The 12809-nt window shown below is 55.9% G+C and carries 14 protein-coding genes; 5 read left to right on the forward strand and 9 right to left on the reverse strand.

Annotated elements, in window-relative coordinates; all coding sequences use genetic code 11:
• The coding region (locus tag B3Z49_RS09855) for a tripartite tricarboxylate transporter permease (protein ID WP_296990430.1) at nucleotides 1-912 on the forward strand (912 nt) is incomplete at its 5' end.
• An 82-nt stretch (nucleotides 913-994) separates the two neighbouring features.
• Here the strand turns inward: B3Z49_RS09855 and B3Z49_RS09860 are convergent.
• Nucleotides 995-1531: a carboxymuconolactone decarboxylase family protein gene (locus B3Z49_RS09860; protein ID WP_008889484.1), complete on the reverse strand. Its 537-nt coding sequence runs from the start codon at nucleotides 1529-1531 to the stop codon at nucleotides 995-997.
• A gap of 183 nt (nucleotides 1532-1714) precedes the next feature.
• Complete coding sequence (locus B3Z49_RS09865; protein WP_008889483.1) at nucleotides 1715-2242, reverse strand: peroxiredoxin; 528 nt, start codon at nucleotides 2240-2242, stop codon at nucleotides 1715-1717.
• Between the two features lie 165 nt (nucleotides 2243-2407).
• Here B3Z49_RS09865 and B3Z49_RS09870 point away from each other — a divergent pair, with 165 nt between their 5' ends.
• Genes B3Z49_RS09870 through B3Z49_RS09885 form a run of 4 tightly spaced genes read left to right on the forward strand, consistent with a single transcriptional unit; the run spans nucleotide 2408 to nucleotide 5944 of the window.
• Complete coding sequence (locus B3Z49_RS09870; protein WP_063088730.1) at nucleotides 2408-3331, forward strand: LysR substrate-binding domain-containing protein; 924 nt, start codon at nucleotides 2408-2410, stop codon at nucleotides 3329-3331.
• Between the two features lie 54 nt (nucleotides 3332-3385).
• Nucleotides 3386-4351 carry a rhomboid family intramembrane serine protease gene (locus B3Z49_RS09875; protein ID WP_120224358.1) on the forward strand — a complete coding sequence of 322 codons (966 nt, stop codon included), beginning with the start codon at nucleotides 3386-3388 and terminating at the stop codon, nucleotides 4349-4351.
• Between the two features lie 36 nt (nucleotides 4352-4387).
• Entirely contained in the window at nucleotides 4388-5428 is a 1041-nt protein-coding gene (locus tag B3Z49_RS09880; RefSeq protein ID WP_296990435.1) for a zinc-dependent alcohol dehydrogenase family protein, read from the forward strand.
• A gap of 3 nt (nucleotides 5429-5431) precedes the next feature.
• Entirely contained in the window at nucleotides 5432-5944 is a 513-nt protein-coding gene (locus tag B3Z49_RS09885) for a DUF2478 domain-containing protein (RefSeq protein WP_296990437.1), read from the forward strand.
• 10 nt (nucleotides 5945-5954) lie between these two features.
• On the opposite strand, the gene B3Z49_RS09890 is transcribed toward B3Z49_RS09885, so the two are convergent.
• The 7 genes from B3Z49_RS09890 to pgeF all read right to left on the reverse strand — a co-directional run.
• The gene (locus B3Z49_RS09890; RefSeq protein ID WP_296990439.1) at nucleotides 5955-6692 is read right to left on the reverse strand and encodes a glutamine amidotransferase-related protein; all 738 of its coding nucleotides are present in this window, start codon (nucleotides 6690-6692) and stop codon (nucleotides 5955-5957) included.
• 143 nt (nucleotides 6693-6835) lie between these two features.
• Complete coding sequence (gene ychF / locus B3Z49_RS09895; RefSeq protein ID WP_296990441.1) at nucleotides 6836-7939, reverse strand: redox-regulated ATPase YchF; 1104 nt, start codon at nucleotides 7937-7939, stop codon at nucleotides 6836-6838.
• A 64-nt stretch (nucleotides 7940-8003) separates the two neighbouring features.
• The gene (pth, locus tag B3Z49_RS09900) at nucleotides 8004-8783 is read right to left on the reverse strand and encodes an aminoacyl-tRNA hydrolase (protein ID WP_296990442.1); all 780 of its coding nucleotides are present in this window, start codon (nucleotides 8781-8783) and stop codon (nucleotides 8004-8006) included.
• A 15-nt stretch (nucleotides 8784-8798) separates the two neighbouring features.
• Complete coding sequence (locus B3Z49_RS09905; protein ID WP_064787368.1) at nucleotides 8799-9428, reverse strand: 50S ribosomal protein L25/general stress protein Ctc; 630 nt, start codon at nucleotides 9426-9428, stop codon at nucleotides 8799-8801.
• Nucleotides 9429-9551: 123 nt separating this feature from the next.
• A complete protein-coding gene (locus B3Z49_RS09910; protein ID WP_296990443.1) occupies nucleotides 9552-10484 on the reverse strand; it encodes a ribose-phosphate pyrophosphokinase in 933 nt (310 codons plus the stop codon).
• A 319-nt stretch (nucleotides 10485-10803) separates the two neighbouring features.
• Nucleotides 10804-11817, reverse strand: coding sequence for a hypothetical protein (locus tag B3Z49_RS09915; protein ID WP_296990445.1), 1014 nt, complete (start codon nucleotides 11815-11817; stop codon nucleotides 10804-10806).
• 392 nt (nucleotides 11818-12209) lie between these two features.
• On the reverse strand, nucleotides 12210-12809 hold a 600-nt coding region (gene pgeF, locus B3Z49_RS09920), incomplete at its 5' end, for a peptidoglycan editing factor PgeF (RefSeq protein ID WP_296990446.1).

Below are 12809 nucleotides of genomic sequence, written 5' to 3' on the forward strand. Positions count from 1 at the left end.
GGCGGCATTCCCGATATCCTTGCCGGCTTTGACTTCCTTGTTGTCGTGATCGGTTTCTTTGGCATGGCGGAGTTGATCCACCTTGTTGAACAACAGGTTTCCGGCAAATTGAAGCTGCTTCCGATCGGCAAAAGCTTTGTCAGTTGGAAAGACCTGATGCAGATCCGCTGGACCATGTTGCGATCCTCGATCATCGGATTTGTCATCGGCGTTTTGCCCGGTGTTGGCGCATCTGTTGCGTCGGCTGTGACCTATGGCACCGAAATGCGTATGGCCGGTGAAGACCGCAAGAAATTCGGCACCGGCGATCCGCGGGGTCTGGCCGCACCTGAATCTGGCAACAATGCCGCGGCCGGTGGCGCGATGGTCCCGATGCTGACGCTTGGTATTCCGGGGTCGGGTACGACGGCTATTCTGCTCGGTGCGTTGATGTTGTTTAACGTCACCCCTGGCCCGCTGATGTTTGAACAGCGCCCGGAAATCGCCTGGGGCCTGATTGCATCGATGTATATCGGCAACCTGGCGCTTTTGGTAATCAACCTGCCGCTGGTGGGTCTGTTTGCCAGAATGCTGACCATTCCGCAGAAATATCTCAGCCCGCTGATTGCGGTTCTGGCCTTCATCGGCGTCTATTCTGTGGTTGGTAACCCGTTTGATCTGTTCCTGATCATCGCATTCGGGATTTTCGGCTGGGTCTTGCGCAAACTGGAATTCTCGCTGGCCCCGATCATTCTGGGCTTCGTGCTGGGTCACCTGTTTGAAGACAACCTGCGCCGTGCACTTTCGATCTCGCGCGGGGACTGGTCGATCCTGGTCTCAAGCTGGGAAAGCATTGGTCTGTATGTGATGGCTGTGTTGATTGTCGCACTGCCTGTCATCGTCGGCCTGCGCAACAGACGTAAAGCCAAATAAACTGTCCTTGCCGGACACAAACTGAAAGAGGGCGTCGTAATGACACCCTCTTTTTTTTGTCTTGATGGCAGATGTTTGGCGGCTATTCGGCCAATGCATCCTCGGCATCAATCACGACCGCAACCGCATGGATAACCGATGCGATGCGGATGGCGTTCTGGATGGTTTCCTTTTTAACGCCAGCATTTTTCAGCACCTTGTCATGGGAATCGATGCACATGCCGCAACCATTGATCGCCGAAACCGCGATCGAAAACAGTTCGAAATCGGCCTTATCAATGCCCGGCTTGCCGATGATGTTCATGCGCAGGCGGGCTGGCATGGTGCTGTATTCTTCATCCGATACCAGGTGATTGAACCGGTAATAGATGTTGTTCATGCCCATGATGGCAGCCGCACCCTTGGCAGCTTCAATCGCTTCTGGCGTCAGTTTTTCTTTTGCTTCTGCGGCAACGGCCTTGGTCAGTTTGGCGTTGCGCGATGCAAAGGCACACGCAAGGGCAGTGCCATAAACCTGCTGGTCGGTCATGCCCGGATTGTTGGCCATGCTCGAAAGGTTCAGCTTAAGGTCCTTGGCATAGGCCGGCATGGAGTCCTTGATTTCAACGATCGACGTCATGGGAAAAATCCTCTGAAGCTGTCTGAAACGATAAACGCGTAATTCAATAACGAATGGGGGGGGATTGTCAGCCGTGGCAGTGCCGCACTTGGTAGGGCGCACAATGCGCAAGTCGGCAAAAGTCACAGGCTAAAATGTGGGACCGGGCCAAGGCCCGATCCCACAAATAGGTCCGGACTGGACTTACAGGGTTTCGTCGCCCTGGTTCCAGTTGCACGGGCAAAGTTCGTCGGTCTGCAGAGCGTCGAGAATACGAAGCGCTTCCTGCGGGTTACGACCAACGTTCAGGTCGTTGACCTGTACGTGACGGATGATGTTGTCCGGGTCGATGATGAAGGTCGCGCGGAGTGCAACACCGGCGTCTTTCGCCAGAACACCAAGGGCGGTCGAGAGTTCTTTTTTCTCGTCAGCCAGCCATACGAACGGGCTGTCGCCCAGGTCTTCGTGGTGGGTACGCCATGCAGCGTGCACGAAGTCGGTGTCGGTCGAGCAACCCAGAAGAACCGCGTCACGGTCTTCGAAATCACCATTCAGTTCGCCGTAACCAACGATCTCGGTCGGGCAAACAAAGGTGAAGTCTTTCGGCCAGAAGAACAGGATCTTCCATTTGCCTTCATAGGACTTGTCGGTAACCGGTGCGAAGCTGTCCGGGGTTTTGCCCGAAACGCCGGTAAGATTGAATTCTGGAAGCGTATCACCAACGGTAAGCATTATGGTTACTCCTAACCCAGTTTGTAAAAACAACGAGCGGCCCCCGACAGGCCGCAAAAACTTTTGTGTGCAGTTGCAAAAAATGCACTGCTTGCTAGCGATTTGTAGAGAAATGCATTACCTAAGACAAATAGATAAAACTTGGATTCTTGATAGGAAAAATTTATGGCTGCCCAACCAAGCATCAAGCAGCTCAAATACCTTGTTGCGCTGTCCGAAACCGGACATTTTGGCCGCGCTGCAGAGACTTGCTTCATTACGCAGCCAAGTTTGTCGGCTGCGATAAGCGAGCTTGAGAACCTTCTGGGTGCCCAACTGGTCGAACGCAACAAGCGTCAGGTCCTGATGACTCCACTCGGTGAAGAGGTCGTCTCGCGGGCGCGAAATATCCTTCAGGAAGTCGATGAACTGACCACCATGGCGCAGGCCGCCTCTGACCCGCTTTCGGGCCCGATCCATATCGGTGTCATCCCGACCATCGGCCCCTATCTGTTGCCCGATGTGATGGCCGCACTCAAGGCGGGCTTCCCGAAATTGCAGCCGCTTCTGCGCGAAGACCAAACCGCCAAGCTGGTGGAACTTCTGATGGCCGGCAAACTCGACCTTGCCCTGATCGCGCTTCCGATTGATGAAAACTGGCTTGAAGAGTTCGAACTTTTCGAGGACCGCTTTGTCTTTGCCTGTGCGCCGAACAATCCGCTGACGCACAAAAAGTATCTCGAAATCAGCGACATCAAGGATGAAAAGCTTCTGCTGCTTGAAGACGGCCACTGTCTGCGCGATCAGGCGCTTGAAGTCTGTCAGAAGGCGGGCTGGAACAAGTCGGCTGATTTCCAGGCCAACAGTCTGTCGACACTGGTTCAGATGGTCGGGGCCGGCATCGGTGCCACACTGTTGCCGGAAATGTCGCTTGAAGTCGAAGCCCGTCGGCCGGATCTGCTTAAGATCGTTCCGTTTGAAAATCCGGTGCCGATCCGGCGCATCGGCATGGTCTGGCGCCGCAGTTCGGCCCGCAAGCTGGAATATCGCCAGCTCGCAGCCTACCTGCGCGATCGCCTTGCCCCGCGCGATCAGGCCGTCGTCGCCTGATCGGCAGCCCGTTGCCCGCCGTACCACTTAGGACACAGACAACAGACATAGCCAATGCTGCCGATCAAGGACAACAACCCGACCACCATCACGCCATGGGTCACCTACGCGATCATTGCGATCAATGTCGTGGTGTTTCTGGGGACCGTTACCCTTGATCCGCGCGCAGCCATTCTTGTGAACCTGCAATATGGTGCGATCCCGGCCGTGCTGTTTGGTCATGCCGAACTGCCACCGGGCTTTTCGCCCTTCCCGGCCGGTTTCGGGTTCCTGTCGATCTTTTCGGCCATGTTCATGCATGGCGGCTGGATGCATCTGGGCGGCAATATGCTGTATCTCTGGATCTTCGGGAATAATGTCGAAGATTCGATGGGGCATTTCCGCTTTCTGATCTTTTATCTTGCCTGTGGCGTTGCCGCCGCCCTTGGGCACGGGTTGCTTGATACCCAGTCGGAAATTCCGATGATCGGGGCATCCGGTGCGCTTGCCGGAGTGCTGGGCGCCTATTTCCTGCTTTATCCCAAGGCACGCGTGCTGGTGTGGTTCTTCTGGGTGTTTATCTTTTATGTCCCGGCCGTGGTCGTGCTTGGCTTCTGGTTTATCACTCAGGTGATCAATTTCGGCAGTGGTGCTGGCGGCGGCATTGCATGGGTTGCCCATATCGCAGGCTTTGTCGCAGGCGTCGCCCTGATCCCGCTCTTCAAGCACCGCAATGTGCCACTGTGGCATGATGGTTCCCCCGCACCAGCCTTTGGCATCTATCGTCCTGGTCGTAAAACGCGTGGCAGCACATCGAACATCCCGCCCTGGGCGGCGGCCTACGAGGCAGAGCGCGCCGCCAAACGTGCCAATATGCGCCGTGATCAGCGCGGGCCCTGGGGGAAAGAGGGCGAGGAGCGCGATGCATCCCCATGGGGCCGCTATCAGCCAAAATCGTCACCAAAACCAAAATCCAAACCATCGGTTGGCGTCCCGAAAGTTGTCCGCTTGCATCCGGACCGCAACAAGGACGATACTTAGGCCAAAGAAAAAATATCGTCCCAGGAGGATACCGTCATGCGCGCAGCCTACTTCACCGACTATCAGGGCCCGATCGAGGTTCAGAATGTCGCCGACCCGACTCCGCAAAATGGCGGTGTGGTCATCAAGGTCGAGGCCACCGGCCTGTGTCGTAGTGACTGGCATGGCTGGATGGGCCATGATTCCGATGTTCAGGTTCCCCATGTGCCGGGCCATGAGTTTGCCGGTACCATCGTTGCGGTCGGCAAGGACATCAAACGCTGGCAGGAAGGTGATCGTGTCACCGTGCCGTTCGTGTCGGGCTGCGGTCATTGCCCTGAATGCCATAGTGGCAATCATCAGGTTTGCGATCATCAATTCCAACCAGGCTTTACCGGCTGGGGCAGCTTTGCCGAATATGTCGCGATTGATTACGCCGATACCAACCTTGTCCGCCTGCCCGATGAAATGGATTTCGCAACCGCCGCAAGCCTCGGCTGTCGCTTTGCCACCAGCTTCCGCGGCGTGATTGATCAAGGCAAGGTTTCTGCCGGTCAAATCGTCGCCGTCCATGGTGCTGGCGGTGTTGGTCTGTCGGCGATCATGATTGCGGCGGCCGCCGGTGCCTATGTCATCGCGGTCGATATTGATGATGCCAAGCTCGACTTCGCCAAGGAAATCGGCGCCAATGCGGTGTTAAATGCGCGCTCAATCGATGACATCCCGGCTGCGATCAAGGACATCACCCGGGGTGGTGCGCATGTGTCGGTCGATGCACTTGGAAGTGCTGTGACCTGCTTTAACTCGGTCGCATCTTTGCGCAAGCGCGGCAAACATATTCAAATCGGGCTGATGACCGGTGATCATGCCCATGCCAAGGTGCCGATGGATCGCGTCGTTGCCCATGAACTTGAAATTCTGGGCAGTCACGGCATGCAGGCATTTCGCTATGACGCGATGCTCGACATGATCCTGTCTGGCAAGCTTGCGCCGCAAAAGCTGATTGCTGATCGCGTCACCCTTGCCGAAGGCGCAACCGCACTTATGAATATGGACAGCTTCTCCTCGACCGGCGTTACCGTGATTGACCGGTTCTGATCCATGCTGGCCGGTATTGCCTTTCAGCCCAAAAACCCGATTGATGATCTTCTGGCCGGGATTGCCAACACCATGTTGGCAAACGGCAAGTCGGTTGCCGGATACGTTCAAAAACGCCGCAAGGATGCCGATTGCGGCACCCTGGTGCATGTCCGCAATCTGCGCAGTGGCGATGAAATGCCAATCACGAAAAACCGTGGCAAAATGGCCAAGGGCTGCAAGCTGGATGGAGATGCGCTTTCGACCTTGGCCGCCCAGCTTGCCCGCGATGTCGAAGCCGGATCCGATATTCTGATCATTGCCCGCTTTGGCCGAAGCGAGGCCGAGGGCCGCGGCCTGCGTGATGTGATTTCACGCGCGCTCGATCTGGAAATTCCGGTTTTGGTCGGGGTGCGCGATGAATATCGCGATGCGTGGGACGCTTTCCATGGCGGCTATGCCGATGCGCTCGCCCTTAACACTCAAGCCATCGAAAACTGGCTGTCGGAAGCACGCGCAGATTTGTTGGCAGTCTAACCATCAACCGTTAGCTGCTCTGCCTGACATCGCAGGACATGTGGTTCTTGACCAGAACCTTCTCGGCAAAGCGCTCAAACCACGCCCCGAAAGCCGCATCATATTTCGCCCGCCCGGCACGCTGGGTATCGGGGCATTGTGCGTTCGGGCGGTCGGTCTTGTCGGCCGCATTCGAAAGCCAGCGTTCATGGGCTTCGTCATCCACCTCGGGGTGGAACTGAATGCCCCAGATGCGCTCGTCAATGTGATAGGCCTGATGGGGAAATGTCGGGCCGGTCGCAATCAATTCCGCCCCGTCGGGAACGCCAAACCCTTCACTGTGCCAGTGATAAACCATCAGTTCATCGGGAAACAGGTGTTCGCCTGCTTCTGTCGCCTGCACCGGGTAATAACCGATTTCGGTCATGCCTTCGGGATGGGGCACAACATCCGCACCAAGATGGCGCGCCATCATCTGTGCGCCAAGGCAAATGCCCAGATACATCGCATCACTGGCTACCACATGCGGCAGCCAGTTCATGATCGCACGCACATTATCCAGATGATCATCATTGGCACTCATCGGGCCGCCAAACACGACCACCAGATGATATTTGCCAAGATCGGTCGGCAGCGGATCCCCTTCACCGGGACGGCGAATATCGAACTCAAACCCGTAGCGACGCATCACCGTTCCCAACCGCCCCGGCTGTCCGGTGGCAGAGTTGAAAACAAGTAAAATGCGGTTTTTCGGGCTCAGATCGTTCATGCGGTCCTCATTGCTGCATTAGCGAAGGTAGACTGCACCACGCCGTTTTGACAAGCCCCGCGTCACCAAAACAACCCGACCAAAACAAAAGGCCACCGCGCAATTTACGGTGGCCTTTGGAATGTTTCCGAAAAAGCGGGTGCTTAGACGTTGAATTTGAAGTGGAAGATATCGCCATCCTTGACGATATAGGTCTTGCCTTCCTGACGCAGCTTGCCGGCATCGCGCGCGCGCGCTTCACCGTTAAATTCGATGAAATCGTCATAGGCGATGGTTTCGGCTTTAATGAAGCCGCGCTCGAAATCGGTGTGAATGACACCGGCCGCGTTCGGCGCCGTTGCGCCCTTGAACACCGTCCATGCGCGGGCCTCTTTCGGACCGACTGTAAAGAAGGTCAGAAGATTAAGCAGCTTGTAGCCTTCGCGGATGATGCGCGCGAGGCCCGTTTCCGAAAGACCAAGACCTTCAAGGAACTCTTTCTTGTCTTCAGCACTGTCAAGCAGGGCAACTTCGGCCTCGATGGCCGCAGAAATCACCACCGAACGTGCACCCTGTGCTTCGGCCATGGCGGCAACCTTGGCCGAAAGTTCGTTGCCTTCCGCCGCACTGTCTTCATCGACGTTGCAAACATAAAGGATCGGTTTGCTGGTCAGAAGCTGCAGCATACGGAACGCCTTGGCTTCGTCTTCGCCGTCAATCTCGACCACGCGGGCCGGTTTGCCTTCACGCAGCACTTCAAGCGCGCGTTCGATCAGATCCATCGCCAGCTTGGCGTCCTTGTCGTTCGAACGCGCCTTTTTCTGCAGACCCGGAATACGTTTTTCCAGGCTTTCCATATCGGCAAGCATCAGTTCGGTTTCGATGGTTTCCGCATCACGGACCGGATCGACCGAGTTGTCGACATGGGTGATGTCGTCATCTTCGAAACAGCGCAGCACGTGAACGATAGCATCGGTTTCACGAATGTTGGCAAGGAACTGGTTGCCAAGACCCTCGCCCTTCGATGCACCACGGACCAGACCGGCAATATCAACAAATTCCAACTGCGTCGGAATGATGTTGGCCGAATTTGCGATCGCCGCGATCTTGTCAAGGCGCTCGTCCGGAACGCTGACACGACCGGTATTGGGCTCAATCGTGCAGAACGGGAAGTTTGCTGCCTCGGCTGCTGCCGTCTGGGTCAGGGCGTTAAAAAGGGTCGATTTACCAACGTTGGGCAGACCGACAATACCGCATTTGAATCCCATCTTTCCGGGCTCCGTCACTTGAATTTCTGTTTATCAGGATCGGTTTGCGTATGTGCGAACCAGACTATTTCTTTTTGCCAAATGCCTTGGCAAGCGCTTCGGCCATGGCCGAGGCTGCATTACTTACCGGGGTATCGGCGCGCTCAAGCCGCACCTTTGCCGCCCCTGAAAGATCATTGATGCCTTCACCTGCCTGCGGCTCGGTTGATGCATCTTTGTTCTTCTCGCCCTTGTCGGCGGCCGGTTTGTCTTTTTTCGGCGCCTTTGGCTTGGGCGGTGAAACAATGGCGGAAACCTTGCTCATAAAGCCGCCATCATCGCCCTTGGTCAGGCGTCCGAATTCGGCGGCCACCGCATCCAGAAGCGTCATCAGCCAGCCATCCTGTTCGGCCTTGGAGAAATCCCCAAGAACATGACCATGCACGCGGGACTTTTCCCCCGGATGACCAATGCCCAAACGAACGCGGCGATATTCCTTGCCACAATGGGCGTCAATCGATCGCAAACCGTTATGGCCGCCATGGCCGCCGCCGCGTTTGACGCGCAGCTTGCCCGGTGGCAGGTCCAGCTCATCATGCAGGACAATAACGTCTTCGACCGGAATCTTGTAAAAGCGCAGCACTTCGCCAACGCTTTGCCCCGAAAGGTTCATGAAGGTTTCCGGTTTCAGAACCAGAACCTTTTGGCCGTTCAATTCACCTTCGGAAATCTGGCCCTGGAATTTCTTGCGCCAGGGACCAAAAGAATAGCGGCGGACGAGTTCGTCCGCCGCCATGAAGCCAATGTTGTGACGATTGGCGGCATATCCCGATCCCGGGTTTCCCAATCCAACCACCAGAAACATCGTAAGACCTCGATCTTATTCTTCGGTCGCTGCTTCTTCTTCGCCTTCTTCGTCAGAAGATTCGTTCTCTTCCGAACGCAGAGCAGACGGCGCAGCAACGGTTGCGACCGTGAAGTCACGATCGGTAATCGTAAGCTCGACACCTTTCGGCAGTTTGATCGCCGAAATGTGGATCGAGTCACCAACTTCAACACCGGTCAGGTCAAAGACCAGTTCTTCCGGAATTGCAGACGGTGCGCAAAGAACTTCGACGTCGTGACGAACGATGTTCAGAACACCGCCTTTTTTGAGGCCCGGGGATTTCTCTTCGTTTACGAAGCGAACCGGAACTTCAACGTTGATCGTCTGGCCTTTGGAGAAGCGCAGGAAGTCAACGTGCAGAATTTCGTCAGATACTTTGTCGAACTGAACGTCGCGCGGCAGAACTTCGTATTTCTCTTTGCCAACCTGAACGGTCAGAACGTGGGAATAGAAGCCCGGCGCATGCAGAAGTTTCCAAAGCGGACGCGGGTCAACCTGGAACAGAACAGCTTCCTGTTTTGCACCATAGATAACACCAGGGACCATACCGGCACGACGCACGGCACGGGCGGCCCCCTTTCCGGCCCGTTCACGGATTTCCGCAGTGATAACAGAATTTGCCATCGGAAAATCTCCTTGAACTAAAAGTAGTTTGTCCCCGCAGGTTGGTGAGAATCACCGCTGAAAGCCTGCGAAAACAAGTGCGGTGGCCTCCAGGGGTGCCACCGCAGCGAGGGCCTTATACCCTCAATCGAAAAGAACGGAAACAGATTTTTCTTCCGAAATGCGGCGGATGGCTTCTGCCATCAGCGGTGCAATCGGAAGCTGTCTGATTTTTCCACAATCACGCACCGCATCGGATGCCTTGATCGAGTCACTGGTCACAACTTCGGTCATCGGGGAGTTGGCAATACGCTCAACCGCCGGACCCGACAGAACACCATGCGAAACATAGGCCGCAACCGACGATGCACCGCGTTCTTTCAGCGCACCGGCCGCATTGCAAAGCGTGCCAGCGGAATCAACGATGTCATCGACCAGGATGCATGCCGCGTCCTTGACGTCACCAATGACGTTCATGACTTCGGAAACACCGGCCTGCGGACGACGTTTGTCGATGATGGCCAGTTCCGCATCAAGACGTTTTGCAACCGAACGCGCACGCGCCACACCGCCAACGTCCGGGCTGACGATGACCAGCTTCTGGCCGTCAAGCTTGTTGCGGATGTCGCTGGTCAGCACCGGCGATGCAAACAGGTTATCAAGCGGAATATCAAAGAAGCCCTGAATCTGACCGGCATGGAGATCCATGGTCAGAACGCGGTCTGCACCGGCAACCGTGATCAGGTTGGCAACCAGCTTCGCCGAAATCGGGGTACGGGGGCCCGATTTACGGTCCTGACGAGCATAGCCGAAATACGGCATAACAGCCGTGATACGACGTGCCGAACCGCGGCGCAGCGCATCAAGCATCACCAGCAGTTCCATCAGGTTGTCGTTTGCGGGATAAGAGGTGCTCTGAATGACAAAAACGTCCTCACCGCGGACGTTTTCCTGTATTTCGCACCAGATTTCCTCATCAGAGAAACGCTTAACATCTGCACGGGTAAGCGGCAGATTAAGATGGTCAGCAATTGCCTCAGCCAACGGGCGGTTACTGTTACCAGCGAGGATCTTCATATCGGGGCCTCGGTTAATGGGTGCCGGGAAAGCGAATAACTAAACAAAACTCGCGCGACTCCGATCCGAACAGATAGCCGTCCCTAGCCTTTTGTTGCCCTTGCCGCTCAACAGCCCGGAAACTGGGAATTTCCCGACCAATCAACGACGCCTTCACGACACTCAAAGACCAAATCCTGACACTTCTGCATACCGGCAGATCGCGGCGGCTTTATAACCAGCCGTTAACAGTCTGTAAATGGGCCCAATGCCGAATAACGACAAGGCAGTCATGCATGTCCGGCCCATCAGCCTCTGGCATCACCGATCACAACGGCAATCAACGCGCCAAAGCTGTCCTGTTATCGGGACGCAGTTGAAGCTTCTTGCTGGTTGCGATCTGTCCCAGAACACCTTCAAGGGTTTCAACCGCCGCCTGGGCGGCAAGGGACGCCACCGACCCCCATCTTTCATCAAGCTGACCGCGCGGGACGACATTGTTCTGGTTCATCTGACCCAGTTCCGTGCCATCGACTTCCATGATGATCCATTCAATCGATACACGATCCAGCGGTGTGGTGGTTTCTTCCTCGACCGGGCTGACATCAATGGTGGCAGACAGGATGACACTGTTTTCATCCATCTCGCGGTTATCGACCGTGATCCCGCGTGCCTTCAATAATGCCCCGGCCGACCGTGCCAAGGCTGTATTGCCATCGCCCGGCGCACCGGCAAAATCAATCAGGGCGACCTTCATCAAAGGCGCTGCCCGCAACGAAGACCGATCGCCGGTAATCATGAAGGCAATCTGATCGGCGGGTTGCGCGACCAGCCCTTCATAGGTTTTCGCCACCGGGTCCTCGGCCTTGCCTTCAAGTTCGCGGACTTTATCAACCAGCTCCTTCGGGATGGCGAGGTTGCTTTCCTCGGGCCCGGTGGGTTGATCGGCAAACCACTGATCGGCGGCCAGTTCGCCAGTCGACCGGGTGGTATCAATCGCAAGACCATCCGGGCGCATCAGAACCCAGGTGATATCAAGATCGGCACCGGTATCACTGAGGCTGGCCTGAACATTCGGGCGCAGGATGTAATCCCCGCCCGTATCAGATTCGCTATAGGCCGGAATATCACGCAGACGAAGGGCACGCGCCATCGCACGCGCCAGATGGGCCGATGCCCCTTCGGGAAGATCTTCGGTATTTTCCACGCGCACGGTGCCGGTATCACGCAGCTCAAGCAATGCCGGATCACCGGCCCGACCCGCCCCCTCGAACGGGCGCGGCAAATCGCCACAGGCCGCAAGCAATCCAGCCAGACCAATAACCAAAACAACAGAACGCAGGAAAGACTTCATAGGGGCACTTCTAAAACGGGATTTACGCCATCACATGATCACACAACCAACCATGGTCGCGATGATCATAAAGAAAAAAAGCATTATCAGATGTGGCATGGCATATCCCCCGGGGTCCGCATAAGCACCCTAGGGTCCAAACTAATTCAAATGACCGTTCCGGTCTCCCGGATTTGTGCGGATATGCGAAGCAAAATCGCAGGAAGATATGCATCTTTCAAGGTTTTGCGACAAAGTAGCCCGTACAAATCCGGGTGATCCTAAGGACAACGGATATGAGAGAAAGCCTCTGCGTCAAATTCCTTGATTGGGGATCACCCCAATCTGCGGGCTTTTCCTTGCTTTTTCTCTCATATCCGTTGCCGGATCGATCATTTGAATGAGTTTGGACCCTACGCCTCTGTCAACATGATCGCCGAAAGCTGCCGACCGTAATCGGGCTCCTTGCGAAGCGTCGTGCGGCGATAACTGTAAAAAAGATCTTCCTCGGCCAGTGTATCGCGCGCCACAAGCTCGACCGAGGCAACCCCGGTGGCAATCGTCCGGCGCCGGACATATTCCGGCAGATCAAACATGAAATGCCCGTCGCGCGACGACGGATCAAACAGGTCTTCCTGGCCTTCCGGTCCGGCAAGGATGGTATCGCGAAACGCGCCGTCAACCTCATAGGATTTGCGCGCAATGCATGGCCCAACAGCGGCGTGAATGTTTTCTCGCTTGGCACCCAGTTTTTCCATCGCATCCACCGTGCTGGCCGATACACCGCCATGCGATCCGCGCCAGCCGGAATGACAGGCCCCGATCACACCGGCAACCGGATCATGAAACAGAACCGGCGTGCAATCAGCAGTCAGAATACCCAGCATGATGTTCGGGCGATCTGTGACCATCGCATCGGCCTTTGGTGCCTCGTCACGCGACAGCGGTTTATCCAGAACGGCCACATCAATGCCATGCACCTGATACACCGTGGTCAGACGATCAGGGCTGGT

The sequence above is a fragment of the Thalassospira sp. UBA1131 genome (genome assembly GCF_002311515.1).
Taxonomy (GTDB): Bacteria; Pseudomonadota; Alphaproteobacteria; order Rhodospirillales; family Thalassospiraceae; genus Thalassospira.

Coding starts and splice junctions, on each gene's coding strand:
- B3Z49_RS09860 (WP_008889484.1), bottom strand. CDS start 1,531: ATGACGTCGATCGTTGAAATCAAGGACTCCATGCCGGCCTATGCCAAG.
- B3Z49_RS09865 (WP_008889483.1), bottom strand. CDS start 2,242: ATGCTTACCGTTGGTGATACGCTTCCAGAATTCAATCTTACCGGCGTT.
- B3Z49_RS09870 (WP_063088730.1), top strand. CDS start 2,408: ATGGCTGCCCAACCAAGCATCAAGCAGCTCAAATACCTTGTTGCGCTG.
- B3Z49_RS09875 (WP_120224358.1), top strand. CDS start 3,386: ATGCTGCCGATCAAGGACAACAACCCGACCACCATCACGCCATGGGTC.
- B3Z49_RS09880 (WP_296990435.1), top strand. CDS start 4,388: ATGCGCGCAGCCTACTTCACCGACTATCAGGGCCCGATCGAGGTTCAG.
- B3Z49_RS09885 (WP_296990437.1), top strand. CDS start 5,432: ATGCTGGCCGGTATTGCCTTTCAGCCCAAAAACCCGATTGATGATCTT.
- B3Z49_RS09890 (WP_296990439.1), bottom strand. CDS start 6,692: ATGAACGATCTGAGCCCGAAAAACCGCATTTTACTTGTTTTCAACTCT.
- ychF (WP_296990441.1), bottom strand. CDS start 7,939: ATGGGATTCAAATGCGGTATTGTCGGTCTGCCCAACGTTGGTAAATCG.
- pth (WP_296990442.1), bottom strand. CDS start 8,783: ATGTTTCTGGTGGTTGGATTGGGAAACCCGGGATCGGGATATGCCGCC.
- B3Z49_RS09905 (WP_064787368.1), bottom strand. CDS start 9,428: ATGGCAAATTCTGTTATCACTGCGGAAATCCGTGAACGGGCCGGAAAG.
- B3Z49_RS09910 (WP_296990443.1), bottom strand. CDS start 10,484: ATGAAGATCCTCGCTGGTAACAGTAACCGCCCGTTGGCTGAGGCAATT.
- B3Z49_RS09915 (WP_296990445.1), bottom strand. CDS start 11,817: ATGAAGTCTTTCCTGCGTTCTGTTGTTTTGGTTATTGGTCTGGCTGGA.